The 24517-nt window shown below is 73.1% G+C and carries 27 protein-coding genes; 8 read left to right on the top strand and 19 right to left on the bottom strand.

Annotated elements, in window-relative coordinates; genetic code table 11:
- Positions 1–54: 54 nt before the first annotated feature.
- Positions 55–1143, top strand: a complete 1089-nt coding sequence (gene ugpC, locus VMI11_12900) for a sn-glycerol-3-phosphate ABC transporter ATP-binding protein UgpC (protein HTY73307.1) — start codon at positions 55–57, stop codon at positions 1141–1143.
- Positions 1144–1224: 81 nt separating this feature from the next.
- The gene (locus VMI11_12895) at positions 1225–2484 is read left to right on the top strand and encodes a DUF4032 domain-containing protein (GenBank protein HTY73306.1); all 1260 of its coding nucleotides are present in this window, start codon (positions 1225–1227) and stop codon (positions 2482–2484) included.
- Between the two features lie 45 nt (positions 2485–2529).
- On the opposite strand, the gene rlmB is transcribed toward VMI11_12895, so the two are convergent.
- From rlmB to VMI11_12850, 9 genes are all read right to left on the bottom strand, one after another.
- Entirely contained in the window at positions 2530–3489 is a 960-nt protein-coding gene (gene rlmB, locus VMI11_12890) for a 23S rRNA (guanosine(2251)-2'-O)-methyltransferase RlmB (GenBank protein HTY73305.1), read from the bottom strand.
- Positions 3489–4901, bottom strand: coding sequence for a cysteine--tRNA ligase (gene cysS, locus VMI11_12885; protein ID HTY73304.1), 1413 nt, complete (start codon positions 4899–4901; stop codon positions 3489–3491). The genes rlmB and cysS overlap by 1 nt, the downstream gene beginning before the upstream one ends.
- A gap of 106 nt (positions 4902–5007) precedes the next feature.
- On the bottom strand, positions 5008–5403 hold the full coding sequence (locus tag VMI11_12880) for a PPOX class F420-dependent oxidoreductase (GenBank protein HTY73303.1): 396 nt from the start codon (positions 5401–5403) through the stop codon (positions 5008–5010).
- A 10-nt stretch (positions 5404–5413) separates the two neighbouring features.
- Positions 5414–6484 (bottom strand): tetratricopeptide repeat protein, encoded by a 1071-nt coding sequence (locus VMI11_12875; GenBank protein ID HTY73302.1) that lies wholly within the window; start codon positions 6482–6484, stop codon positions 5414–5416.
- A complete protein-coding gene (locus VMI11_12870; protein ID HTY73301.1) occupies positions 6481–7683 on the bottom strand; it encodes an ATP-binding protein in 1203 nt (400 codons plus the stop codon). Before VMI11_12870 ends, VMI11_12875 begins: the two co-directional genes overlap by 4 nt.
- Positions 7676–8167, bottom strand: coding sequence for a 2-C-methyl-D-erythritol 2,4-cyclodiphosphate synthase (ispF, locus tag VMI11_12865; GenBank protein ID HTY73300.1), 492 nt, complete (start codon positions 8165–8167; stop codon positions 7676–7678). The genes VMI11_12870 and ispF overlap by 8 nt, the downstream gene beginning before the upstream one ends.
- The gene (gene ispD, locus VMI11_12860) at positions 8164–8865 is read right to left on the bottom strand and encodes a 2-C-methyl-D-erythritol 4-phosphate cytidylyltransferase (GenBank protein HTY73299.1); all 702 of its coding nucleotides are present in this window, start codon (positions 8863–8865) and stop codon (positions 8164–8166) included. Before ispD ends, ispF begins: the two co-directional genes overlap by 4 nt.
- Before the next feature lie 31 nt (positions 8866–8896).
- Entirely contained in the window at positions 8897–10009 is a 1113-nt protein-coding gene (locus tag VMI11_12855; protein HTY73298.1) for a TRAM domain-containing protein, read from the bottom strand.
- A gap of 86 nt (positions 10010–10095) precedes the next feature.
- The gene (locus VMI11_12850) at positions 10096–10578 is read right to left on the bottom strand and encodes a CarD family transcriptional regulator (GenBank protein ID HTY73297.1); all 483 of its coding nucleotides are present in this window, start codon (positions 10576–10578) and stop codon (positions 10096–10098) included.
- A 234-nt stretch (positions 10579–10812) separates the two neighbouring features.
- Here VMI11_12850 and VMI11_12845 point away from each other — a divergent pair, with 234 nt between their 5' ends.
- From VMI11_12845 to VMI11_12835, 3 genes are read left to right on the top strand one after another with little or no spacing between them, the layout of a single operon-like run.
- Entirely contained in the window at positions 10813–11568 is a 756-nt protein-coding gene (locus VMI11_12845) for a hypothetical protein (GenBank protein HTY73296.1), read from the top strand.
- A 56-nt stretch (positions 11569–11624) separates the two neighbouring features.
- Complete coding sequence (locus VMI11_12840) at positions 11625–12419, top strand: UbiA family prenyltransferase (GenBank protein HTY73295.1); 795 nt, start codon at positions 11625–11627, stop codon at positions 12417–12419.
- A complete protein-coding gene (locus VMI11_12835; GenBank protein ID HTY73294.1) occupies positions 12416–12907 on the top strand; it encodes a hypothetical protein in 492 nt (163 codons plus the stop codon). Before VMI11_12840 ends, VMI11_12835 begins: the two co-directional genes overlap by 4 nt.
- 69 nt (positions 12908–12976) lie before the next feature.
- Here the strand turns inward: VMI11_12835 and VMI11_12830 are convergent, their stop codons facing one another.
- A complete protein-coding gene (locus VMI11_12830) occupies positions 12977–13657 on the bottom strand; it encodes a response regulator transcription factor (protein HTY73293.1) in 681 nt (226 codons plus the stop codon).
- The gene (locus tag VMI11_12825) at positions 13654–14856 is read right to left on the bottom strand and encodes an ATP-binding protein (GenBank protein ID HTY73292.1); all 1203 of its coding nucleotides are present in this window, start codon (positions 14854–14856) and stop codon (positions 13654–13656) included. Before VMI11_12825 ends, VMI11_12830 begins: the two co-directional genes overlap by 4 nt.
- Positions 14857–15045: 189 nt before the next feature.
- Between VMI11_12825 and phoU the strand changes: the two genes are divergently transcribed.
- Positions 15046–15702 carry a phosphate signaling complex protein PhoU gene (gene phoU / locus VMI11_12820; protein ID HTY73291.1) on the top strand — a complete coding sequence of 219 codons (657 nt, stop codon included), beginning with the start codon at positions 15046–15048 and terminating at the stop codon, positions 15700–15702.
- Between the two features lie 13 nt (positions 15703–15715).
- Here the strand turns inward: phoU and VMI11_12815 are convergent, their stop codons facing one another.
- Genes VMI11_12815 through mshA form a run of 3 tightly spaced genes read right to left on the bottom strand, consistent with a single transcriptional unit; the run spans position 15716 to position 18321 of the window.
- Entirely contained in the window at positions 15716–16468 is a 753-nt protein-coding gene (locus VMI11_12815) for a phosphoglyceromutase (GenBank protein ID HTY73290.1), read from the bottom strand.
- A gap of 23 nt (positions 16469–16491) precedes the next feature.
- Complete coding sequence (locus tag VMI11_12810) at positions 16492–16989, bottom strand: YbjN domain-containing protein (protein ID HTY73289.1); 498 nt, start codon at positions 16987–16989, stop codon at positions 16492–16494.
- A gap of 30 nt (positions 16990–17019) precedes the next feature.
- Positions 17020–18321 carry a D-inositol-3-phosphate glycosyltransferase gene (mshA, locus tag VMI11_12805; GenBank protein ID HTY73288.1) on the bottom strand — a complete coding sequence of 434 codons (1302 nt, stop codon included), beginning with the start codon at positions 18319–18321 and terminating at the stop codon, positions 17020–17022.
- A 65-nt stretch (positions 18322–18386) separates the two neighbouring features.
- Between mshA and VMI11_12800 the strand changes: the two genes are divergently transcribed.
- The gene (locus tag VMI11_12800) at positions 18387–19130 is read left to right on the top strand and encodes an SDR family NAD(P)-dependent oxidoreductase (protein ID HTY73287.1); all 744 of its coding nucleotides are present in this window, start codon (positions 18387–18389) and stop codon (positions 19128–19130) included.
- Between the two features lie 130 nt (positions 19131–19260).
- On the opposite strand, the gene VMI11_12795 is transcribed toward VMI11_12800, so the two are convergent.
- The 5 genes from VMI11_12795 to VMI11_12775 form a co-directional block, all read right to left on the bottom strand.
- A complete protein-coding gene (locus VMI11_12795) occupies positions 19261–19782 on the bottom strand; it encodes a macro domain-containing protein (GenBank protein ID HTY73286.1) in 522 nt (173 codons plus the stop codon).
- A gap of 1 nt (position 19783) precedes the next feature.
- Positions 19784–20125, bottom strand: coding sequence for a DUF2516 family protein (locus VMI11_12790; GenBank protein ID HTY73285.1), 342 nt, complete (start codon positions 20123–20125; stop codon positions 19784–19786).
- Between the two features lie 10 nt (positions 20126–20135).
- Positions 20136–21092 (bottom strand): asparaginase, encoded by a 957-nt coding sequence (locus tag VMI11_12785; protein ID HTY73284.1) that lies wholly within the window; start codon positions 21090–21092, stop codon positions 20136–20138.
- Positions 21089–21661: an aerial mycelium formation protein gene (locus VMI11_12780; GenBank protein ID HTY73283.1), complete on the bottom strand. Its 573-nt coding sequence runs from the start codon at positions 21659–21661 to the stop codon at positions 21089–21091. The genes VMI11_12785 and VMI11_12780 overlap by 4 nt, the downstream gene beginning before the upstream one ends.
- 124 nt (positions 21662–21785) lie before the next feature.
- The gene (locus tag VMI11_12775; GenBank protein HTY73282.1) at positions 21786–22652 is read right to left on the bottom strand and encodes a 3-keto-5-aminohexanoate cleavage protein; all 867 of its coding nucleotides are present in this window, start codon (positions 22650–22652) and stop codon (positions 21786–21788) included.
- A gap of 191 nt (positions 22653–22843) precedes the next feature.
- Here VMI11_12775 and VMI11_12770 point away from each other — a divergent pair.
- Positions 22844–24517, top strand: a 1674-nt coding sequence (locus VMI11_12770; GenBank protein HTY73281.1) for a hypothetical protein, incomplete at its 3' end; no start/stop codon positions are given.

Raw genomic sequence — 24517 nt, 5'->3', positions numbered from 1 at the left:
CCTCCACGACGGATCGTCCGGCACGTACCTGCCGGTGGAAGGAATCGAACGCGCATGGCCACAGTCGTCTACGACAACGCCACTCGAATCTATGAGGGCAACACCAGACCCTCGGTCGACCGGCTGAACCTCGACATCAACGACGGCGAGTTCCTCGTCCTCGTCGGGCCGTCCGGTTGCGGGAAGTCGACCGCCCTTCGCATGCTCGCCGGTCTCGAGGAGGTCAACTCCGGCTCGATCCGCATCGGCGACAGGGACGTCACGCTGCTCCCGCCCAAGGACCGCGACGTCGCGATGGTGTTCCAGAGCTACGCCCTCTACCCCCACATGACCGTGGCGGACAACATGGGCTTCGCCCTGAAGATCGCCGGCACCCCGAAGGCCGAGATCGCCCAGCGCGTTCAGGAGGCCGCCAAGCTTCTCGACCTCGAGCCCTACCTCCAGCGCAAGCCGAAGGCGCTCTCCGGTGGCCAGCGCCAGCGCGTGGCCATGGGTCGGGCCATCGTGCGGCATCCCCAGGTGTTCCTCATGGACGAGCCTCTCTCCAACCTCGACGCGAAGCTGCGCGTCCAGACGCGGACGCAGATCGCCGCTCTGCAGCGCCGGCTCGCGGTGACCACCGTCTATGTGACTCACGACCAGGTTGAGGCCATGACCATGGGCGACCGGGTCGCCGTGCTCAAGGACGGCGTCCTCCAGCAGGTCGACAGCCCCCGGCAGATGTACGACCACCCGAACAACGTCTTCGTCGCCGGCTTCATCGGCTCGCCGCAGATGAACCTCGTCGAGGGCAAGGTCACTGACGGAGGTGTGGTCGTCGCAGGTTCGACGGTGCCGGTGGAGCGGACCGCGCTGGACGCCGCCGGCAAGGAGGGCGCCAAGGACGTCACGCTCGGCTTCCGCCCGGAGGACCTCGACATCACGACGGACCCCTCCGGCATCCCGGTCACGGTCGTCGTGGTCGAGGAGCTCGGCGCGGACGCCTATGTCTACGGGCAGGTCGTCGACGCCGAGGGCAAGACGGTCGACGTCATCGTGCGCGCCGATGGGCGTACCCCGCCGAACAAGGGCGAGACGATCCGTGTCACGGTCAAGCCCGGCAACACGCACGTGTTCTCCATGGCGTCCGGCGAGCGGCTCTAGTCGTTCGGACTTCGCGCTGACGACACGTCGGGACGGGGCCGTCGCACGAGCGGCGGCCCCGTTTCGGCAGACTGGGATGCCGTGGCCCTGCGGATCACGGGTTCGGCGGACGAGCCCGAGCTGCTGTTCCTGCCGTGGCAGGTGCCGCTCGAGGAGTGGCCCGCCGACCAGCTCGTCGCCCTGCCGCGCGGGATCTCCCGCCACGTCGTCCGCTTCGTGCGGGTGAACGGCGTGGTCTACGCGGTCAAGGAGGTGGCCGAGCCTCTCGCCGAGCACGAGTACGGGCTGCTGCGACGACTCGACCGACTCGCGGTGCCGTGCGTCGAGGCGGTCGGTGTGGTCACCGACCGGACCGATCCCGAGGGCGAGGACCTCGAGGCCGCTCTCATCACCAGGCACCTGCAGTTCTCGCTGCCGTACCGGGCGTTGTTCTCCCAGACCCTGCGGCCGGACACGGCCAACCGCCTGCTGGACGCGCTGGCCCTGTTGCTGGTCCGCCTGCACGTCGCCGGCTTCGCCTGGCGGGACTGCTCGCTCTCCAACACCCTGTTCCGGCGAGACGCGGGAGCCTTCGCGGCCTATCTCGTCGACGCCGAGACGGGGGAACTGCGCGAGCGTCTCTCCGACGGCCAGCGCCAGCAGGACATCGAGGTCGCCCACCTCAACATCTTCGGCGAGCTGCTCGACCTGGAGGCCGGCGAGCAGCTGCACGAGTCGATCGACCCGGCGGAGACGGCCGAGGCGATCGTCGTGCGCTACGGCCGCCTGTGGGAGGAACTGTCGTCGGCGGTGGTGGTACGAAGCGGCGAGCGCTACCGCGTCGACGAGAAGGTCCGCCGGCTCAACGAGCTCGGCTTCGACGTCGAGGAGTTCGAGGTCACCCGCGAGACCGACGGCAGTCTCGTGCGGGTGCAGCCCAAGGTCGTGGAGGCCGGCCACCACTCGCGGCGCCTCCTGCGGCTCACCGGTCTCGACGTCGAGGAGAACCAGGCCCGGCGCCTGCTCAACGACCTGGACGCCTACCGAGCCAGCATGGGCTTCTCCGACGCGGACCAGGAGATCGCCGCCCACCGGTGGCTCACCGACGTGTTCGAGCCGGTCGTCCGCCAGGTCCCGCGCGAGCTCCGGGGCAAGCTCGAGCCCGCCCAGGTGTTCCACGAGGTGCTGGAGCACCGGTGGTTCCTCTCCGAGCGCGAGGGGCGCGACGTGGGCACGCTGGCCGCCGCGAGGGCGTACGTCGCCGACGTCTTGAGCAAGAAGCCCGACGAGCTGGCGGTCCTCGGCAAACGCTCCGGCAGCCCGAGCGACACGACGATGAGCCTGCCGCCCATCCTGGACTGACCCGACGACGGGTCTGACCGCACCCGGAGTCAGACGCGGCGGCGGTCAGACGCGGCGGCGCTGCGCCACCGCGTGCAGGGCGATGGCGGCGGCCACCGACGCGTTCAGGCTCTCGACCTCGGAGTGCATGGGGATGCGGGCGAGCACGTCACAGGTCTCGGAGACCAGGCGCGAGAGGCCTCGGCCCTCGGAGCCGACGACGAGGACGAGGGGGCCGTCGGCCACCTCCAGGTCGACCACGTCGGTCGGCGCGTCGGCCGTCAGCCCGACGAGCACGCAGCCGGCCTTCGCGTAGCCCTGCAGCGCGCGGGTCAGATTGGTCGCCCGGGCGACGGGGAGGCGGGCCGCGGCACCCGCCGAGGCCTTCCAGGCTCCCGCGGTCATCCCCGCCGACCGGCGTTCGGGGACGAGCACCCCGTGCCCGCCGAAGGCCGCGGTCGAGCGCAGGATCGCGCCGAGGTTGCGCGGGTCGGTGACGCCGTCGAGGGCCACGATGAGCGTCGCCTCGCCCGATGCCTCCGCACGTGCCAGCAGGTCGTCCGGATGGGCGTAGTGGTAGGCGGGGACCTGGACCGCGACGCCCTGGTGCACGGCGCCGCCGGTGATCCGGTCCAGCTCGGCGCGGGGTGCCTCGAGGAGGGGAACGTGCGCGTGGTTGGCCAGGCGGACGATCTCGCGGACGCGGTCGTCGGCCTCGACCCGCTCCGCGACGTACAGCGTCTGCACCGGCACCTTGGCCCGCAGCGCCTCGAGGACGGCGTTGCGGCCCGCGACGACCTCGAGCGCGTCCTTCTGGCGGGTGCTCCGGGCCGGGCGCGACGGCGTCGTGCGCCGGGTGGTAGCGGCCGAGCGCCGGGCTGCGGGGTGGCCCTTGCGCGACTCGGCCGGTGGCGTCGGGCCCTTGCCCCGCAAGGCGTTCGCGCCCTTGCCACCCGAACCGGTGGTCGCGCCCTTCTTCGACCCCGAGGTCCGCCGCGCCCCGCGGCGCTGGGAGTTGCCCGCCATCACGAGCCGCCCTGCAGGGTCCAGCGAGGCCCGGCCGCGGTGTCCTCGACGACGACGCCGGACGCCTTGAGCGCGTCGCGGATCGCGTCGGCCCCCGCGTAGTCCTTGCGATCTCGGGCCGCCTCCCGCTGCTCGAGCGCGACGGCGACCAGCGCATCGACGGTGGCGCGCAGCCGCTCGTCGGACGCGACCGCCCACCTCGGGTCGAGCGGGTCGACGCCGAGGACGGCGGTCATCGCGCGTACGTCGGCGAGCGCCGTCCGCACCCCGTCGACGCCGCCCTCGGCCAAGGCGGCGTTGCCGGCACGAAGCGTCTCGTGCAGCACGGCCAGGGCGGCGGGCACCGAGAGGTCGTCGTCCAGGTGAGCGGCGAAGGCATCAGGGACCTGGGCCGCCGGCTCGACGTGACCGACCAGCTCGACGGCGCGCTCGACGAAGCCCTCGACCCGCCGGTAGGCCGTCGCGGCCTCCGCCACGGCCTCGTCGGAGTACTCGACGTTGCTGCGGTAGTGCGCGGACACCATGTACCAGCGCACTTCGACCGCGCGGAAGCGACGCAGCACCTCCGGTACCAGCAGGCTGTTCCCCAGCGACTTGCTCATCTTCTCGCCGGCCGTGGTGAGCCACGCGTTGTGCATCCAGTAGCGGGCGAAGGGCTGACCGGCCGCCCGCGACTGTGCCTGCTCGTTCTCGTGGTGGGGAAAGCGAAGGTCGATGCCGCCGCCGTGGATGTCGAACTCGGCGCCGAGGTACTTGCCGGCCATCGCGGAGCACTCGACGTGCCAGCCCGGCCGACCCGGGCCCCACGGCGTCGGCCACGAGGCGGTGGCCGGCTCCTCCGGCTTGCGCCCCTTCCAGAGGGCGAAGTCGCGCGGGTCGCGCTTGCCGCGGGGGTCCGCGTCGGCCGCCGGCTCCATGTCGTCCACCCGCTGGTGGGTGAGCTCGCCGTACGCCGGCCACGACCGGACGTCGAAATAGACGTCACCGCTGCCGTCGGCGGCGACGTACGCGTGCCCGCGCTCGAGCAGGGTCTCGATGATCTCCAGCATCTCCGGCACGTGACCGGTGGCGCGTGGCTCGTAGGTGGGTGGCAGGCAGCCGAGGGCGTCGTAGGCCCACGTCACCGCGCGCTCGTAGCGGAAGGCGTGCTCCCACCACTCGCGGCCCTCCTCGGCGGACTTCAGCAGGATCTTGTCGTCGATGTCCGTGACGTTGCGGATGTAGGTGACGTCGAAGCCGGAGTGGGCCAGCCAGCGCCGCAGCACGTCGAAGGCCACCGCGGAGCGCACGTGGCCGAGGTGGGGGTCGGACTGGACGGTGAGCCCGCAGACGTACACGCCGACCTTGCCGGGGACCAGCGGGACGAAGTCCCGGACCTCGCGGGCGGCGGTGTCGTAGAGGCGCAGGCTCACCCGGGCAAGGGTACGGGCAGTGCGGTCAGGCGCTTCGCCACGCGGACCTTGCGAGACCCCGGTCAGCGGTCAGCGCCGGACCGGCGACTCAGTGCCGGACGAGGACTCAGTGCCGGACGACGACGCGGTCCGGGGTGAGCCGGACGACGACGCGGACGCGATCGGTCCCCTCGTCCCCGCTGAAGCGCTCGCCGTTGTAGCGCCAGCCGAGCTCCTGGATCAGCTCCGGCCCGCCCTCCTCGGTCATCGAGACGTGGCCGCGAACCTCGACGTAGTGGTCCGGATCCTCGGGATCGAAGACGAGGACCGTGGCCCGCGGGTCACGGAGGAGGTTCCGGTACTTCTGCCGGCCGGTGACGGTGGAGACGAGGATGTCGTCGCCGTCCCGTTTCACCCACACGACAGACAGCTGCGGTTGCCCGTCCGGGTTGATCGTCGCCAACGTGGCGCACACCGGGCGGTCAAGGAGCGCTCGTGCATCCGGCGGCAGCTCCACAGGCACGCCCCTGACGCTACGTCACCGGGGGGTAGACGTCGCTCGCGGCCTGAGGCTTCTTCCGCCGCTGGGTCGTCCAGCCGCGCGCCCAGGCGACCCAGGCCAAGACGATCGCCAAGACTCCGACGTAGTGACCCAGCGACTCCGCCTCCGACACGGGCAGAACGGACATGATCAGGGCCAGTCCGCCTGAGGCAAGGGCGAGCGCCGATGAGAAGCGCAGGAACGGGTCCTGCCGAACCCTGCGCCACAGGTGACGGCGCGCCCCCCGGGACAGGCGGCGCAACGGCACCAGGAGGACGCCGAACATGACGACGACCAGGGCCAGTCCCAGCGTCAGGCGGGCCGTGGGCGGCCAGAGCAGCTCCGCCGCGGTGAAGCAGGCCAGCATGACGCCAGGCCCGAGCAGCCAGCCGCGGCGGGCCGTCTTGAGCAGCACGACATCCAGGTTGCGCCTGATTCGAGGATCGTGCGGATCGGCCGCGAGGGCCCTGTCGAAGGCGGAGGCCGCGACCCCGATGTGCCCGCGCCGGAGCAGGTCCACCCCGTGATTGTTGTGCGCATGAGCGCTCGTCGGGTCGATCTCGAGGGCACGCTCGGTGGCCTCGAGAGAGGCGCGCCGTCGGCCCATCGAGCTGAGGACCGCTCCGCGAAGGCCGTGCGACTGCGCAGACAGCGGGTGCAGCTCGAGCGCACGGTCGACGTCGGCCAGCGCTGACACGTGCTGCTTGTCTTGGTACCGGGCGAGGGCACGGTTGTGGAAGTGTGACCAGTCGCGCGGCGACAGCCGGATCGCCTCATCGAACGCGCTCGCCGCCTGACCCGGCTCCCGAAGGATCAGGTATGCGTGTCCGGCCAGGGCGTGCGCGGTCGGGTCGTCCGGCGCCAGCCGCACCAGCGATCGGGCCGCATCGAGAGCTCCTTTGCCGTCGCCGCTCCCGAGCCGCGCCTGGGTCAGGATGCGCCAGCCCCAGACACTGTCCGGCATGGACGCAAGGTGCCGCGCGGCGAGTGCGGCCGCCTCGTCGTGGCGACGGACGGCCAGCAGATGCTCGGCCCGTTGGAGCGCGCCGCGGTCCTCGGTCATGCCAGGCGCCGCTTCTTCAGGTAGGCAAGCAGGGGGTCGTACTCCCCACCCGAGTTGGCGAACAGCGCGACATTGCGGGCGGTCTCCAGCCACGCACCCACCGAGGGTCGGATCTGGCCCCGTGCGGCCTCGAGGTCGGCCATCGTGATCATGCGGACGTTGCCGGTACGAGCCGAGTCCATCAGCGCCAGCTCGGCCGCGGTGTCGCAGACGTGCGCGAGGTCGGCGCCCGAGAACCCGTCGGTCTCCCGGGCCAGCTTGCCGATGTCGACGCCGGCGACCGGCCGGTCCTTGAGGTGGCTGCGCAGGATCGCCTCGCGCGCCTCCTGGTCCGGGGGGAGGACGAGCAGCATCCGGTCGAGCCGCCCCGGCCGGCGCAGTGCGACATCGACGTCCCAGGGGTGGTTGGTGGCGGCGAGGACGAAGACACCCTCGTTGTCGGAGGCGACCCCGTCGAGCTCCGCCAGCAGCTGGTTCACCGTGCCGCGCAAGGCGGAGGTGCGTAGCTGGCTCCGCTTCTGCCCCAGAGCGTCGATCTCGTCGAGGAAGACGACGCAGGGGGCGCGACGCCTCGCGATCTCGAAGATCTCGTGGAGGTTGCGCTCGCTCTGCCCGATCCACATGTCGAGGACGTCGGACAGGCCGATGTGCAGGAAGCCCGCCTGCAGCTCGCCGGCGACCGCCTTGGCGAGGAAGGTCTTGCCGCACCCGGGCGGGCCGTAGAGAAGCAGGCCGCCCTTGAGGCTCTTGCCGTACAAGGCACGGAGCTCGGGGTTTCGCATCGGCGTGAGGAAGGCGACGTCGAGCCGCTCCTTCACCTCGCGCAGCCCGCCGACGTCGGAGAGCCGTACGCCGCTGGGGACGACGTCGTACGGGTCGGGTATCGCCTCCTCGCTCCGCTCGCCCGGCGAGGAGTTGACGAACATCGGCTCGACGATCCCGGCCACGTCCGCCTCGGCGGCACTCCAGCTGAACCGGTCGGCGCTCGACGACGGCTGGGTCGTCCCCAGCGCCTGGCCCATCAGCTCGAGCGCCTCGGCCGAGGTCGGGTCCCCAGCGAGCACGATCCCGAGGTGGGACACCGCCTCGGTGGTGAGTCCCGCATGGACGAGCTCGGCGGCGAGGTGCAGTCGAAGGGGCACATCGCCGGGGGCCGCCTCGACCGCGCGGCGCAGGCTGTCGAGCAGCTCGTCACTCATCGGCCGACCTCCGGGTGAGCAGTGCCGTGGCGATCGCGGCGAGGCCCTCGCCGCGTCCGGTGAGGCCCAGGCCGTCCGTCGTCGTTGCGCTGGCCGAGACGGGCGCACCGCCGAGGGCGGCGGAGAGCGTCGCCTCAGCCTCGGCCCGCCTGGCGCTCAGGCGCGGACGCTCGCCCACCAGCTGGACGGTCACGTTCCCGACCCGCCAGCCCTCGTCGGCGAGCAGCCGGTGCACGTGCGCGAGCAGCCGTACGCCGCTCGCGCCGGCCCACTCCTCACGGTCGGTGCCGACCACCGACCCGAGGTCGCCCAGCCCGGCGGCCGACAGCAGCGCGTCGCACATCGCATGGGCGACGACGTCGCCGTCGGAGTGGCCCGAGCACCCGGCCGCCTCCTCTGGCCAGTCCAGGCCGGCCAGGCGCATCGGCCGCCCGGCGACGAGCGGATGGACGTCGACGCCGAGCCCGACACGGGGGGCGCTCATGACCCGCTCCGGCGGCGGACGACGGCCGCGGCCAGCTCCAGGTCGAGCGGGACGGTCACCTTGAACGCCTCCTCCGAGCCGGGCACCACGAGCACCCCGATCCCGGCCGCCTCGGCGAGCCCCGCGTCGTCGGTGTGCGGGTCACCCTCGTGGCCGTCGTGCAGGCTCGCGAGGACCCGTCGGGGGAAGCCCTGCGGCGTCTGGATGGCGCGGATGACCGAGCGGTCCACGGTCGCGACGACGTACCCGTCCTCGTCGACCTGCTTGAGCGTGTCCACGACCGGCAGCCCCGGGACGACGGCCTCGGCCCCGGCCCGCACGGCGGCGGCGACGGCTTCGATCAGACCCACCGGCGCGAAGGCGCGGGCGGCATCGTGGACGAGCACGACCTCGACCTCCTCGGGGATGGCCGACAGCGCGCGGCGTACCGACTCCTGGCGGTCCTCCCCGCCCTCCACGACGACCACGTCGGCTCCGTCCGGCCTGCCCAGCAGAGCCTTTACGTCCTCCCGCCGACCGGCGGGAGCCGCCACGACGACGAGGTCCACCGAGGCGGCGGAGGCCAGCGCCCGGACGGCGTGCACGAGGAGCGGGACCCCACCGACCGGCCGCAGCGCCTTCGGCTCGCCGGGGCCCAGCCGGTCCCCGCGCCCGGCCGCGGGCACGATGGCCGCGACCCTCGGCGCTGCTGCGCCCATCCGCGCCACCCTTCGCCTCGAGCCGGCGGGCTCACCGGCCGGGGACCGGGTGCCCGTCCAGGAGGACGGGCCGGGCGAAGACCATCCGGCCGTTCGCCGTCGTGAGCACGCTCGTCACCTGGACGAGGGCATCTTGTCCCACCGCCTCCCGTGCGCGCTCGACAACGACCATCGTGCCGTCGTCGAGGTAGCCGACCGCTTGGCCCGCCTCCTTGCCGGCCTTGGTCAGCAACACGTTCACCTCGTCCCCCGCGGCCACCGACGGGCGCATCGCCAGTGTCAGGGCGTGCAGGTTCAGCACACGTACCCCCGCCAGGGCGGCGGAGCGGGCGAGGTTGGAGTCCAGGGTGAGCAGCGCCCACCCGGTGTCCAGAGCGGTGCGCACCAGCTTGGCGTCCACATCCGGCACGGCCACCGCCAGGTCGTCGACGACCTCGAGCTCCACCGACGGCTCTCGACGCAGCGCCTCGAGGATCTCCAGCCCGCGGCGGCCCTTGGCGCGCCGCAGGTCGTCGTGGGCGTCGGCGAGCCCCTGCAGCTCGTCGAGCACCGGCTTGATCACGATCATCCGGCCGCCGAGGAACCCGGCGCGGACCACCTCGACGATGCGACCGTCGATGGCCACCGAGGAATCGACGAGCCGGGGCAGGACCGAGGAGGTCGTCGCCGCGGCGGGCGCCATCCCGGCCCCCGGCCCGAACATGGCGATCATCGACTCGCGGCGCAGCGCCCCGATCCGGTAGCCCAGCATCGCGGTGGCCAGCAGCACGAAGACGAACAGCGGCACCGCGACCGCGGCATGCCCGATGAGGAACACCGGCCAGGCGACCGCGGCCCCGCCCAGCAGGCCCAGCAGGGCGCCGAAGAAGCCCGCGACGATCTGCTCCGCGGGGACGCCGCGCAGGACCTGCTCGGTACGGCTCATCGCGTGCACCGTCGACCGGCCGAGGACGCCCCCGAGGGCGTACCCGAGACCCGAGCCGATGATCACCCCCAGGGCCACCGGGCCGAGGGAGCCCACCGGGCCGGGGAAGATGCCGGCGGCCTGGTAGCCGAGTGCGGCGCCGGCCAGCACGATGCACAGGCGCAGCACCTCCACGACCGGCTGCGGCACGCGCCTGCGCCGGGGGAGCCGGTCGGCCATCGCGGCGATCCTCCAGGTCGGACCGCCCGGTCACCCCGGGGGTCGGCGGGGCGAGGGACTCGCCGCCGACCGCTGTCAGGACCCGATCAGGAGGCGAGGACCTCGTCGAGGATGGTCTCGGCCTTGTCCTCGTTGGTGTTCTCGGCAAGAGCGAGCTCGGACACAAGGATCTGGCGCGCCTTCGCGAGCATCCGCTTCTCGCCGGCCGACAGGCCGCGCTCGCGTTCGCGGCGCCACAGGTCCCGGACCACCTCGGCGACCTTGATGACATCCCCGCTGGCGAGCTTCTCCAGGTTGGCCTTGTACCGGCGCGACCAGTTGGTCGGCTCCTCGGTGTGCGGCGCCCGCAGCACCTCGAACACCCGGTCGAGGCCCTCCTGGCCCACGACGTCGCGAACGCCGACGTATTCGGCGTTGTCGGCCGGGACCCGCACGGTCAGGTCACCTTGCGCGACCTTGAGGACGAGGTAGAGCCGCTCCTCACCCTTGATCACGCGGGTCTCCATCGCCTCGATGCGCGCGGCCCCGTGGTGCGGGTAGACGACGGTCTCGCCGACCTGGAAAGTCATCTGTCCGGTACCCCTCTCGCTGGCCACCAGGATAACACGCCCGCGGACCCCCCAGACGGGCGTTTGCGCAGGTCAGAGCCATGATGAGGCGCTTCAGGGCTCTTGACAGAACGGCCTGTTCCGTGCCACGCGCGCGGGTCCACCGACGCGCGCGCCGGCTGGTCCCCGGCCCGCAGCGCTCTCGTGCGCAGGATCGCATGCCCTCCCGACACCTGCCTCTCTATCCTGACCCTCGTGGCTGCGGCACCCGACCCCAGCGGTCACCACGACGATCTCGACGGTGCGCCCTCGACCTGGGTCGACTGGCCGGACGGGTACGCCGTCGTCGTGCCGGACGACGCCCGCACGCTCGAGGCCGACCGTCTCGCCTACCTTCGCGAGCTCGCCGTGGCCGAGGGCGGACGGCCACACCACCGGCACGGCCGCCGAAGGCTCGGGCCCCGGGGGCTCCCGGCGCCGGTCCTGATCGCCGGGGTCCTCGTGCTGATGCTCGTCGGCTCGCTCATGACCCTGCTGGAACCACGACCGGGCGACGGGCCGCTCCCGCGGCCGCTGGCGACCGCCGTCTCCCAGGACCCCGGGCAGGTCGGGGGGCTGATACCCGACGTGACGGTGAGCGTGGGCTCGCTGGAGGTCCTGGCGCGGGCGATCCGCCCGGCGGTCCTGCTGTTCGTCCCCCCCGGCTGCACCGACTGTGCCGACGTGGTGTCCTCGGTCGTGCTGCAGGTCCGGTCGAGGGGACTGCCCCTGGTGCTCGTGGGACCGCCGGCGCAGGAGAGGACCCTGCTCCAGCTGGCCAGCAAGGTGGCCGGCGAGGCGACCGTGGCTGTGGACCACTCGAGCCGCCTCGTGCAGGCGTTCGGGCAGGAGGCCCCGTCGGTGACGTTCGTCGCCGCCGACGGCACGGTGACCGCGATCGAGCGGCGGATCAGCCCCTCGACCGGGCTCGACCCGGACCTGCGCGCGCTCGTTCGGGCGAGCACCTCCTGACCCGCCCCGGCGCCGTCGCGCTGCTGCGGTCCTGCCACCCGGGCCCGTGCGCGGCCGTGACGGCCGTCGCCGTGGGGCTCGGCGCGGGCGCCGGGCTCACGGCGGGCCGCTGCGCGCTCCTCGGCGCCGCGGTGCTCTCCGGCCAGCTCTCGATCGGCTGGCTCAACGATCTGGTGGACCGTGACCGTGACGTCGCGGCCGGGCGTCCCGACAAGCCGCTGGCCCGGGGCGCGGTCGGCGCCGCGACGGTGCGCGCCGCCGCGACGGCAGCCGCCGTCGCGTGCCTGCCGCTCTCCCTCGCGTTGGGCCTCGCCGCCGGCCTCACCCATCTGGTGGCGGTCGCCAGCGGATGGACGTACGACCTTCGGCTCAAGGCGACGCTGCTCTCCCCCTTGCCGTACGCCGTCTCGTTCGGGCTGCTTCCCTCGGTGGTCACGCTGGCCCTGCCGCACGCGGCGTGGGCGCCCTGGTGGGCGACCGCCGCCGGGGCCCTGCTCGGCATCGGGATCCACGGCGCCAACGCCCTGCCCGACATCGAGGACGACCGCCGGCTCGGCGCCGCGGGGCTCCCCGCGCGGATCGGAGCACGGGCCACGCGGGCGCTGACGGCGGCGTGCCTGGTCGCTGCGGCGCTGCTGCTGGTGCTCGCCCCCGGCGGTCCACCGGACGCGTGGGGCTGGGCCGCCCTGGCCGCCTCGCTCGTCCTCGCCGGCGTCGCCGTGGGGCACGACTGGCCGCCCGCGGCGCGGACCGCGTTCAGCCTCGTCGTCGTCCTCGCCCTGCTCGATGTGGCCGTCTTGTTGGCGCATGCCGGTGACTGGGCCTCGGCCCTCGGTACGCTGCGCGGGTGACCTTCGCCCGACGGCCGTTCCCCGCCCGACGACTGGTGCTGCTCCCCCTGGCCGTCGTCGTCGCCCTGCTCACCTCGGCGTGCGGCGCCGGCTTCGCCGCCGGCACGAACCAGGTGCACCGACCGACCAACGGGGCGGCCGGCGACGTCGGGTTCATGTCGGTCCGCAACCTGCTCCTCCTGCAGGACCCCACCACCGATCCCCCGGTCACGACCCTCATCGGCGGCTTCGCCAACAACGATGTCGTCCCCGACCACCTGACCGCGGTCGCCGTGTCCGGCGCGGGGGCGGTGACGCCGGGCGACCTCGAGATCCCCGGCCGGGCGCTCATCACGCCGGGCAGCAACGGCCAGCCAGGGATCGACGTACCGAACGCGACCTTCAAGCCGGGCACCTTCCAGACCGTGACGCTCACCTTCGCGGGCGCGGGGACGCTGACCCTCACGGTCCTCGTCATGCTCCCCGACGGGCCGTCCCAGGGGGGCTGACGCGCGGCGCGGCGACACCGCAGCCGCCGGCAGGAGCGCCCTCCGGCAGGAGCGCCCTCCGGCAGGTCCTCAGGCTTCGAACTTGTAGCCCAGCCCGCGCACCGTGATGATGTGGCGCGGGTGCGCGGGGTCCTCCTCGAGCTTGGCGCGCAGCCGCTTGACGTGGACGTCGAGCGTCTTGGTGTCACCCACGTAGTCGGAGCCCCACACCCGGTCGATCAGCTGCCCGCGGGTCAGCACCCGTCCGGTGTTGCGCAGCAGCAGCTCGAGGAGGTCGAACTCCTTGAGCGGCATCGGCGTGGCGACCCCGCGGATGGTGACGGTGTGCCGCTCGACGTCCATCCGGACCGGGCCGGACTCGAGGACCCCTGGCAGCAGCTCCTCGGACTCGCCGCCGCGACGCAGCACGGCTCGGATCCGGGCAACCAGCTCGCGCATCGAGAACGGCTTGGTGACGTAGTCGTCCGCCCCCAGCTCGAGGCCCACCACCTTGTCGATCTCGCTGTCCTTGGCCGTCAGCATGATCACCGGGACGTTCGACCGGGAGCGCAGCTGCCGGCACACCTCCGTCCCCGGGTAGCCCGGGAGCATGAGGTCGAGCAGCACGAGGTCGGCGCCCTCCCGGTCGAACTCCTCCAGGGCGGCCGGCCCGGTCCCGGCCACCGCGACCTCGAACCCCTCCTTGCGCAGCATGTACGACACCGCGTCGCTGATCGACTCTTCGTCCTCGACGACGAGCACCCGGGTCACTGGGCCACCTTCCCGTGCGGTTCCAGGGCCGCGCCCTCCGGCGCGGGGCTCTCGGCCTCGGGCTCCGGCTCGCTCAGCCGGTGCCGGGGCAGGCGCAGGGTGAACGTTGACCCCGATCCCTCGCGGCTCCAGACGGACACCTCTCCGCCGTGGTTGCTCACCACGTGACGCACGATCGACAGGCCCAGGCCGGTCCCACCGGTCGCCCGCGAGCGCGCCGGGTCGACCCGGTAGAAGCGCTCGAACACGCGGTCCAGGTCGGCCTCGGGGATCCCGATCCCCTGGTCGGTCACGCTGATCTCCACCACGTCGCCGGCCGAGCGAGCGGCGATGGCGACGCGGGTGCGCGGGGGGCTGTACTGGACCGCGTTCGCGATGAGGTTGGTGATCGCTGCCGTGAGCTGCTCCCGATCGCCGTAGACCAGCAGCCCCGGCTGGGCCGCGGACACGAGGTCGATCGTCGCCGCGGCGGCGCTGGTGCGGTTGCGATCCGTGGCGTCGCGGACCAGCTCCTCGACCTGCACGACCTCGGCGTGCGTGAGGGGGTCGTCGCCCTGCACGCGGGAGAGGTCGATGAGGTCCACCACCAGTGTCGACAGGCGCTCTGCCTCCTTGGTCATCCGTGCCGCGAAGCGGGCCACCGCCTCCGGGTCGTCAGCGCAGGAGGCCACGGACTCGGCGAGCAGCGACAGGGCGGCGACCGGCGTCTTGAGCTCGTGGCTGACGTTGGCGACGAAGTCGCGGCGTACGTCCTCCACCCGCCGCGCCTCGGTCGTGTCGTCGACGAGCACCACGATGAGCCCCCCGTCCCCGAGCGGCGCGACCCGAGCGGAGAGCCGCACGTCGGTTCCCCTCCGCCGCGGCAGGGTGAGGTCCAGGTCGCGGATCTGGCCGTCCTCGCGCACCTTCGCGACCAGGTTCGCCAGGGCCGGCATGGCCAGTCGACCGCCGCTGACCAGCCCGAGCGCCTGCGCGGTCGGGCTGGTCCGCAGCACCCGGTCCTTGGTGTCCACCACGACCGACCCCGAGCGCAGGACCGCGAGCAGGGCGGTGGTCCCCTCGCCGATGGGGGCGGGGGGCGGAGGGGGCGGCAGGGGCTCGGCGTGCCGGCGGGACAGCGACCTCACGGGCCCGACGGCGAGGATCCCGACGAGGACGCCGACCGCTGCTCCGGCGACCAGCGCAACGCTCGCGTCCACGCGGCCAAGCGTAGGTGTGCGCGCACGCGCCGATGGCCGCCGCGGGGTCCTCGTCGGCGCAGGGGTCGCCAACTGTTCACCCCGAGGGCGACGGCCGTTCACTCCGAGGCCGTCAGGCTTCGCGTCGGGCGGGCATAGCCTGGCCGCGACACCCCCTCAGGGCCCCCCTGACCACCTTGCGGAGTGCAGATGCGCGACAGCTACCACGAGGCGCTCGACAGCGTCACCGACCAGCTGGTAACGATGATGCGGGCGGTCGGATCGATGATCGACCGCGCCTCCTCGGCGCTGCTCGACGCCGACCTCGGCAAGGCCGAGTCGGTGATCGCCCAGGACGAGGACATCGACGCCCTGGCCCTCGAGCTGGAGGAGCGCGCCACCGACCTCCTGGCCCTGCAGCAGCCGGTCGCGACGGACCTGCGCATCGTGACCGGCGCGCTGCGCAGCAGCGCGACCATCGAGCGCATGGGGGACCTCGCGAGACATGTCGCCAAGATCGCCAGGATGCGCTACCCGGAGTGCGCGGTGCCGGACTCCGTACGCCCGATCTTCGTCGAGATGGCCGCGGAGGCATCGCTCATGGCCGCTCGCGTCGGCGACGTGATCGCCGACCAGAACCTCGCGCTGGCGCTGGAGGTGGAGACCCTCGACGACCGGATGGACGACCTCAACGTCCAGCTCCTGCACACGCTCCTGTCCGGGTGGACGGGAAGCGTCGACCAGGCGGTCGACCTGACCTTGCTGAGCCGCTTCTACGAGCGCTACGCCGACCACGCGGTCAGCATGGCGCGGCGCATCGTCTACACGATGACCGGCACCCGCTACGACGAGCTCGAGAAGCGGTAGCGCGTACCGGGGCTCAGCGGCGACCCTGGGCCGCGACGGCGGCGATCGCCTCGGCGGCCGCGTCGGGGTCCAGGTAGCGCCCGCCACGCACGACGGGCACCAGGTCCTCGTCGAGCTCGTAGACCAGCGGGATCCCCGTGGGGATGTTCAGCCCCGCGATCGCCTCGTCCGAGATCCCGTCGAGGTGCTTGACCAGCGCTCGTAGCGAGTTGCCGTGCGCGGTCACGAGCACGGTGGCACCGGTCCGCAGGTCGGGCACGATCGCGTCGTACCAGTAGGGCAGCAGGCGCCGGACCACGTCCGCGAGGCACTCCGTGCGCGGTCGCAGCTCGGGGGGCAGCGCCGCGTAGCGCGGGTCGGACACCTGGCTCCACTCGGAGTCGTCGTCCAGCGGCGGTGGCGGGACGTCGTACGAGCGCCGCCAGAGCATGAACTGCTCCTCGCCGTAAGCCTCGAGCGTGGCGGCCTTGTCCTTGCCCTGCAGCGCGCCGTAGTGCCGCTCGTTGAGCCGCCAGGAGCGACGTACCGGGATCCACAACCGGTCGCAGCCGTCGAGCGCGACCTGCGCGGTGCGGATGGCGCGACGCAGCACGGAGGTGTGCAGCAGGTCGGGGAGCAGGCCCGACTCGGCGAGGAGGCGGCCGCCGCGCGCCGCCTCGGCGACGCCGGTGTCCGAGAGGTCGACGTCGACCCAGCCGGTGAACAGGTTCTTGGCGTTCCACTCGCTCTCGCCGTGACGGAGCAGGATCAGCGTGTACGTCGGCACGCGGCCAGCCTAGTGACCGCCGATCACTGGCTCGCGAAGCGCTCGAAGGCCCGCAGGTTCGCCAGGCTCTGACCCGTCTTCTCCCGCCACGCCCACTCGCGCCGGATCGATGTGACGAAGCCGATCTCGAGCAGCCGGTCGAAGGCCTCGTCGGCGTAGGTCAGCACGCTGCCGAGGACGCGGTCGAGCTCGTCAGCGTCCACCGCCGCCAGGGGCAGCCGTCCGGTGAGGTAGACGTCGCCCATGCGGTCGAGGCAGAAGTGCACCGCGTAGGTCCCGGCGTTGGTCTCGAGAAGGTGCCGGTAGAAGGCCTCGTGGTTCTCGTCGGGGCGCCGGATCACGAAGGCCTCGACGAGGAGGCTGTGCTGGCCCACCACGAGGACCACGGTCGTGACCAGCTTGTGCTCGCCCGGCAGCCGCACGGCGAAGGCGTCGGGACGCAGCCGCTCGTGGTCGACGCCGGCCGCGGCCAGCGCGGCGGCGACTGCGGCGACGGCGTCGACTGGGTCGACGGAGCTCATCGAGCCACGGCTCTCATCGAGCCACGGGGCTCATCGAGCCACGGGGAGGGAGGCCAGGCGGCGCGCGGTCGTACCGGCCATCGCCTCGCGATAGACCTCCAGGACGGCCGCGGCGGTCGAGGGCCAGCCGAACCCCTGGGCGTGCTCGACCGCGCCGGCGGCGAGGGTGCGGCGCAGGTCCGGGTCCACGACCAGCGAGTCCAGGACGCGCGCCCACGTGCGCGGCTCGTGCCCCTCGACGAGGCGGCCGCTGACCCCGTCGGCGACCGCGGTGCGCAGCCCGCCGACGGCGGCGGCCACCACCGGGGTGCCGCACGCCTGGGCCTCCAGCGCCACCAGGCCGAAGGACTCGCTGTACGACGGCACGGCCACGACGTCCGCCGATCGGTACACGTGCACGAGCTCGGCCTGTGGCAGCGGCGGGTCCAGGCGGAGCACGTCTGCGACGCCGAGGTGGGCAGCGAGCTTCGCCAGGTGCTCGGGATGGGCCAGCCCCGACCCGCTCGGGCCGCCGACGACGTGGATGACCAGCCTGGTCCGCAGCTCCGGCCGCGCGGCGAGCAGGCGGGCGACGGCCCGCACCAGGACGTCGGGCGCCTTCAAGGGCTGGATGCGGCCGACGAAGGTCAGCACCACGTCGTCCGGTGAGAGGCCCAGCCGACGACGGGACTCCGCCCGGTCCCCCGGGGTGAACCGATCCAGGTCGACGCCGGGGTTGACGACGCAGACCTTCGCCGGGTCCGCCCCGTAGAGCTCGACCAGCTGGGCGCCCTCCTCGGCGGTGTTGGCGACCAGCCGGTCGGCGGCGGCCACGACCTGGGTCTCGCCGATGATCCTGGAGGCGGGCTCCGCAGCGTCCCCTGAGGCGAGGGAGGCGTTCTTCACCCGGGCCATGGTGTGCATGGTGTGCACGAGTGGCACACCCCAGCGCTCCTTGGCCAGCCAGCCCACCTGGCCGGAGAGCCAGTAGTGGCTGTGCACGAGGTCGTAGTAGCCGGCCTCACGACGCGCCTCGGCACGCAGCACGCCACTGGTCAGGGCGCACAGCTGGGCTGGCAGGTCCTCCTTGGCCAGGCCCTCGAAGGGTCCGGCCGCCACATGGCGCACGAGCACTCCGGGAGCCAGCTCGACCCTCGGCGGCAGGTCCCCTCGCGTGGCGCGCGTGAACACCTCCACCTCGGTCCCCAGCGCAGCCAGCCGGCGGGCTAGCTCGACGACGTAGACGTTCATGCCTCCGGCATCGCCGGTCCCCGGCTGGTCGAGCGGCGAGGTGTGCACGCTCAGCATGGCCACCCGCCGGGGGGCGGTACGGCGGACCGGGACGACCGACATGGCCCGATCCTCCCCCGAAGCCGGCCGCGGCGCGAAACCGGTGCCCGATCGAGCATGATCGGGCCATGACACGCACCGCCGTCGTGACCGGGGCCAGCAGCGGGATCGGCGCGGCGACGGTAGCCCGCCTGCGCGCCGAGGGCTTCGACGTCATCGCCGGGGCCCGCCGGCGTGACCGGCTGGACGCGCTCGCCGAGCAGACCGGCGCCCGACCCGTCACCCTCGACGTCACCGACGAGGCCTCGGTGGCTGCCCTGGCCTCGGAGGTCGGCGACCAGCTCGCCGTCCTCGTCAACAACGCCGGCGGCGCCTTCGGCGCCGACCCGGTCGCTGGGGCGTCCCCGGCCGAGTGGGAGGCGATGTACGCAGTCAACGTGCTGGGCGCCCTTCGCGTCACCCAGGCTCTGCTGCCGGCCCTCGTCGCCGGCGCCGGCCACGTCGTCTTCATGGGGTCGACCGCCGGCCGCGTGGTCTACGAGGGCGGCGGTGGCTACACGGCCGCCAAGCACGCCGAGGCGGCCCTCGCCGAGACGCTGCGCCTGGAGCTCTGCGGCCAGCCGGTCCGGGTCAGCGAGATCGCCCCGGGGATGGTCCGCACGGACGAGTTCGCCCTGGTGCGCTTCCGCGGCGACGCCGCCGCCGCCGCGAAGGTCTACGAAGGGGTGGCCGAGCCGCTCACCGCCGAGGACGTCGCCGACTGCGTGGCGTGGACGGTGACGCGCCCCCCACACGTCGACGTCGACCTGCTCGTGGTCCGCCCGGTGGCGCAGGCCGCCCAGCACAAAGTGCACCGGGTACTGCCGACCTGACCCCGTCGTGCGGTGAGTGCTGGGACGCCCGCTCCGCAGCCGGATGCCGCTGCGTTGTCGAATGAACGCGACATTCAGTCGGACCTATTGGAGGAACGCCGCGTTCATTCGACAGAGAAGATGGGGCCGGTCAGCGGCGGGCGAGGGCCTCGGCGAAGACCTCCTGGACGCCGGCCGTGCGCAGCACGATCCGGATGTGGCGGACCAGGGTCGGGGTGTTCTCCAGCGTGCCGACCGCGATGCGCGCCGCCGGCTCCAGCGGCCAGCCGCGCAGGCCCGAGGAGATCGGCGGGAACGCCACGTCCTGCGCCCCGACCTCGTCGGCCGCGCGCAGGCAGTTGCGGTAGGTCGCCGAGAGCAGGTACGAACGGTCCTCCCGCGGGGAGTAGGCCGGGCCCACCGTGTGGATCACCCATCGCGCGCGCAGCGCTCCACCGATGGTCGCGACCGCCTCGGTCACCGGCAAGCCCTTGGGGAAGCGCAGGCGCCGTACCTCGCGGCAGGCGGCGACCAGCTGTGGGCCTCCGGCTCGGTAGACCGCGCCGTCGGGTCCGCCGCTCGAGTGCAACGCCGAGTTCGTCACGTTCACGAAGGCGTCGCACTCCACGTCGGTGATCTCACCGATGAGCAGGGACAGCCGCGGCCGGGTCATGTCACCAGGGGCCGTACGGTCCCATGTGCCGGTCGCCCCCGCCACGCCCGCCGCGCATCGCGCGAAGTGCCGGTCGTACGTCCACGAGGTAGACGGTGACCGCCACGACGCCGACGAGCCCCAAGAGCCCGAGGAACCCGGTGAACGCGGTGATGACGGAGGCGATGCCCAGGAGCAGCGTCCAGAACACCTTGGTCTGCTTGCCCGCCGCGACGTAGGCCTCCGGACGATGGGTCAGCGCGTCGATGAAGCCGAAGACCTCCGCGGCGAGCGCCAGCCACGACAGCCATCGGATGATGTCGCCGATGCTCAGGATCCCGACCGGGGCGAGGGCGTTGGACACGGCGCACAGCCTACGGACCGAACAGGCCCGGGATCGCGCGGACGACGCCGACCGGTCGACCGCCGCCGAGGACCGGTGACTCGGCGAGCTCGTCGAGCACGGGAGCGCTCATCCCCAGGGCGTGCAGCGCCGCAACCAGGGCCGGTACGGCTGCGCGGGAGGAGCCGTCCTCGACCTTCACCGCGACCGTCGTGCCGTCCGCCGCGGCGGCGACGTACACCCCCTCGGCACCGTCCTTCGCCAGCAGGCCGGGTACCCCACGCATGAGGCGGGTCACGTCGCGGCCCGTCCCGCCGACGTAGTCCGGATGGGCCCGCATGGCGTCCGCGACGGCCCGCCCGGACGTGTCCTCCCCGGTCACCAGCGCCTGGATGGCGCGAGCCAGCCCGGTCAGGCTGAGGCCGAAGACCGGGGCGCCGCACCCGTCCACGGCGAGCACACCGACCCGCTCACCCGCCAGCTCCTCCACGCGGGCACGCAGGAACATCTGCAGCGGGTGCTCAGGGTCCCGGTACGTCGCCGGCGGCCATCCGCGCACCACACAGGTGGCGAGCATCGCAGCGTGCTTGCCCGAGCAGTTCATCGCCAACGGCTCGGGCGCCCGCCCGGCCCGCAGCCACCGCTCCCGCTCCGTCGGATCGGCCGGCAAATCTGGAGGGCAGCCCAACGCGGACGCCGGAAGCGCGGCAGCCAGCAGGATCCGCTCCACGCCGGCGAGGTGATGAGGCTCCCCTGAGTGCGAGGCAGCCGCGAGGGCCAGAAGCTCCCCCTCGAGCGCCAGGCCGGCCTCGAGCATCCCGGCCGCCTGCAGCGGCTTGTTCGTCGAGCGGGGAAGGATCACCCGGTCGGGATCCCCGACTCGCAGGGCGACCGCCCCAGCGGCGTTCAGTGCGACCAGCGAGCCGCGGTGCACGCTCTCGGCGAACCCGGAGCGCACGACCTCGACGAGCGGCCGGCTCAGGCTCACGCCTCGGGGTTGGCCTCGACGGCCAGCAGGCTGGACACGTCCGCCTCACCGTCGCGATAGCGACGGGCGATCTCGGACGTACAGGCGTCCATGACCGCCTGAACCCGCTGGCGAAGCTCGCTGATCGCCCGCTCGTAGTCCTCGAGCACCGCGAGGGTGCGCGACAGCTCCTCCGGTGAGCGCCCCGCGACGTCGGAGAGCCCGATGTCGGCGACCAGCTGCTCGACCCGGCGGCGGTGCTCGGCGACCCGGGACGGCTCGACGGTGATGTGCCGCCCGCTGCCGTGGGTGGTCCGCGGCCCGTCGCTCAAGACGTCGACGAGCCGGTCGACGAGGGGCTCGTCGGCGGAGCCCGCGCGACGGTCGAGCTCCGCTCGGAGCAGGTCGCTACGCCCCTGGAGGAGCCGGCGCAGGTAGGAGAGGTCGGCCTCTTCCTGCTCGGCCTCGTGGCGCAGGACACGAACGTCCTCCAGCGAGCGCCCGGACAGGCCGTCGAGGTAGTCCTCGGCGAGCACCCGATCGATGCGCCGGCGTCCGTCCGGACGCGGCGACAGCAGCGGCTCGCTCACTCGGCCACCCCCGTCACGCCGCCACTCCTGTCATCCCGGTGACCCTGCCTTCTCCTCGACTGCCCTCCGGCCAGCTCCTGCACCACGCTCATCCCCTGCTTCCCCGTCATGCCCCGCTTGCCCGTCATGTCGGCGTCCCCCGTCCAGCACCGACCACCGCGGCCCGGTCCTTCACGCCCAGCAGGGCACGGGCCGCCTCGAGCGGCATGGGCGGCCGCTGCACCAGCGTCGCGAGGGTCGCGGCCCGCTCGACGAGCTGCGCGTTGTCGCGTACGGGCTCGCCGCGGCGAAACGTCAGGGTGTCCTCCATCCCGACCCGCAGGTGCCCGCCGGCCGCGAGCGAGGCGAGCGCCACGGTGAGCGACGTACGGCCGATCCCCGTCGCGGAGAAGGAGCAGCCCGGCGGCAGCCCGGCAACGGCCGAGACCAGGGCCTGCGCGGTTCCCGGCATGCCTCCGGGAACGCCCATGACGAGATCGCAGTGCACGTGGCCGCCGTACGGAGACCCCTCCTGGTCCAGCAGGCGCTGGAGCGCGGCGACGTGCCCGAGGTCGAAGAGCTCGAACTCGGGCACGATCTCGCGCTCCTGGGTCGCTCGGTAGAGCTCGACCATGAACGGCCAGGGGTTGAGGAAGACGTCGTCGCCGAAGTTGACCGTGCCGCAGGTCAGCGAGCAGGAGTCTGGCTCGGCGTCGAGCACCCGCAGCCGGGCGTCGTAGGGGTCGTGCACGCTGCCGCCGGTCGACAGCTGCACGATCAGGCCGGTCCGCTCGCGCAGCGCCACCACGGTCTCGCGCAACCGGCCCAGGTCGAGGGTCGGGTTGGCGTCGGCGTCGCGGATGTGGACGTGCACCATGGCAGCGCCGGCCGCCTCGCACGCCTCGGCCTGCTCCAGCAGCTCCTCGAGGGTCACCGGCAGCGTGGGGGCGTCGCTCTTCGCGGTCTCGGCACCGGTCGGCGCGACGGTGATGAGCGTGGCGGGAGCAGCCATGGCGTCATGGTGTCACGAATCGCCCACGGTCACCGGGTGTCACCGACTCCGTGACCCGTTGTGACAGGCGGTGACCGCCCGTTCTCGGGGTCTGCCGAGGCGTAGTCGGGCGGCTCCCGACGCTCAACACCCCGGGGGGACCTGCCGATGGTGAAGGGAATCCACGCGACCAGGGGAGGAGGCCTACGGGCATGCTCGACGGCGACCTCCTCACCAGCCCGGTCGAGCAGGTCTTGCTGGACCTCGGGGCGCAGGATGCGACGGGCTGTCTGTACGTCGCCGGCGGGGAGGACGACGAGGCGGAGATCTACCTCCGTGACGGCCTCGTGTACTCCGTCTTCGTCCCCGGGCGACGTCCCCTGCTCGGCTCCCGGCTGACCTCCTCCGGCGAGCTCGCGCCGGAGTCGCTGGCCGAGGCCTTGGAGATCCAGCGTTCCGAGCTGCAGGGCTGGCGGCTCGGGGAGCTGCTCGTACACCTCGGCTACGTCGACCGCGTGGTCGTCGAGTCGTTCGTCAGCGAGCAGCTGGCCGACATGCTCGTCGACCTCCTGCAGTGGAACATCACGAGCTGGCGCTTCCGCAAGGGCAAGAAGACCCGGCAGGACGTCGCGCCGCCGCAGGCCGTACCCGAGCTCCTCCAGCGGCTGCGGGCGCGGATGAACGAGTGGCGACGACTGACCGGCGAGATCGGCGGCCCCGACGCCATCCCCATGCTGGCCACGGGTGGGGACGCCGACGGTGACGTCGTGCTCGGTCCCGGCGAGTGGGCGATGCTGTGCAAGGTCGACGGTGAACGATCCGTCGCGGACCTCGCCGCCGACTGCGGGTTCACGGTGTTCGAGGCCGGGCATGTCATCTCGGCCCTGGTGCGGGCCGGACTCGTCGACATGGACGTCGATGACAGCTCCGCCGATGACAGCCACACCGACGACAGCGACACCGACCACAGCGACACCGGCCACCGCGACACCGACGCGGGCGACATCGACGGGTTCGACGAGGGGTTCCTCGTCCAGGACTTCACGGACGACCCGGCCGACGACGCGGTCGCTCGTTCCGTGGCCATCGTCAGCAGTCTGATCAAGAAGCTCGACCTGGACGAGGTGGCGGACGCGTCGACCACGGAGCCAGCCGGCGACGAGCCCGCCCCCGACGCCGCGGAGGACGTCGCGAGCGCCGACCCCGCCGAGGGTGAGCCGCTGGCCGAGGGTGAGCCGCTGGCCGAGGACGAGGCGGCGAAGCCGCGCGCGACGGAGGGTGGGCTGGCCCGTGAGGTCGCCCGGCTGCGCGCCGAGCGCGAGGAGGCCCAGGCCGATGCGGCTCGCGCCGTCGCGGAGACCGCGGCGCTCAAGGCCTCGGCCCAGGAGGAGGAACGGCGGCGCAAGGCCGCCGAGCTCGACCGGCGCCGCCGGGAGGCGGAGCTGGTCGCCATGGCCGTCGAGGAGGCCCGCCTGGCCGACCTCGAGCGCGCGGCCACGGCACGCAGGGCCGAGGAGGAGGCCAAGCGGCGCGCCGCCTCAGCGGCCGAGCGCGCCGCCGCCGAGGTCGTCGCGTGGGATGAGCACCGCACCTGGTTGGCCGAGCAGCGAAGGGCCGCGGAAGAGCCCGCCTGGACCGATCACCGCGCGTGGTTGGACGCCGAACGGGCGTCGGTGGAGGCCACCGCGTGGGCGCAGCACACCGGCTGGCTGCTGGCACGACGCGCAGCCTGCGAAGGGCCGGCATGGGCCGACCACCGCGCGTGGCTGGACGCCGAGCGCGCCGCGGTCGAGGCGGAGGCCTGGGCGGAGCACCGGGCGGTCCTGGACGCCGAGCGGGCCGCTGTGGAGGACGAGGCCTGGGCCGAGCACCTCGCCTGGCTGGAG

The organism is Actinomycetes bacterium (genome assembly GCA_035506535.1).
Classification (GTDB): Bacteria; Actinomycetota; Actinomycetes; order DATJPE01; family DATJPE01; genus DATJPE01.
Note: the sequence above shows the minus strand (reverse complement) of the source record. Positions and strands in the feature narration are given on the sequence as shown.

Bases quoted from the DNA above. Each gene is read 5' to 3' on its own strand.
- ugpC (HTY73307.1), top strand. From the start codon at position 55: ATGGCCACAGTCGTCTACGACAACGCCACTCGAATCTATGAGGGCAAC.
- rlmB (HTY73305.1), bottom strand. From the start codon at position 3,489: ATGGCGGGCAACTCCCAGCGCCGCGGGGCGCGGCGGACCTCGGGGTCG.
- VMI11_12875 (HTY73302.1), bottom strand. From the start codon at position 6,484: ATGACCGAGGACCGCGGCGCGCTCCAACGGGCCGAGCATCTGCTGGCC.
- VMI11_12870 (HTY73301.1), bottom strand. From the start codon at position 7,683: ATGAGTGACGAGCTGCTCGACAGCCTGCGCCGCGCGGTCGAGGCGGCC.
- ispF (HTY73300.1), bottom strand. From the start codon at position 8,167: ATGAGCGCCCCCCGTGTCGGGCTCGGCGTCGACGTCCATCCGCTCGTC.
- ispD (HTY73299.1), bottom strand. From the start codon at position 8,865: ATGGGCGCAGCAGCGCCGAGGGTCGCGGCCATCGTGCCCGCGGCCGGG.
- VMI11_12855 (HTY73298.1), bottom strand. From the start codon at position 10,009: ATGGCCGACCGGCTCCCCCGGCGCAGGCGCGTGCCGCAGCCGGTCGTG.
- VMI11_12850 (HTY73297.1), bottom strand. From the start codon at position 10,578: ATGACTTTCCAGGTCGGCGAGACCGTCGTCTACCCGCACCACGGGGCC.
- phoU (HTY73291.1), top strand. From the start codon at position 15,046: ATGCGCGACAGCTACCACGAGGCGCTCGACAGCGTCACCGACCAGCTG.
- VMI11_12810 (HTY73289.1), bottom strand. From the start codon at position 16,989: ATGAGCTCCGTCGACCCAGTCGACGCCGTCGCCGCAGTCGCCGCCGCG.
- mshA (HTY73288.1), bottom strand. From the start codon at position 18,321: ATGTCGGTCGTCCCGGTCCGCCGTACCGCCCCCCGGCGGGTGGCCATG.
- VMI11_12800 (HTY73287.1), top strand. From the start codon at position 18,387: ATGACACGCACCGCCGTCGTGACCGGGGCCAGCAGCGGGATCGGCGCG.
- VMI11_12795 (HTY73286.1), bottom strand. From the start codon at position 19,782: ATGACCCGGCCGCGGCTGTCCCTGCTCATCGGTGAGATCACCGACGTG.
- VMI11_12775 (HTY73282.1), bottom strand. From the start codon at position 22,652: ATGGCTGCTCCCGCCACGCTCATCACCGTCGCGCCGACCGGTGCCGAG.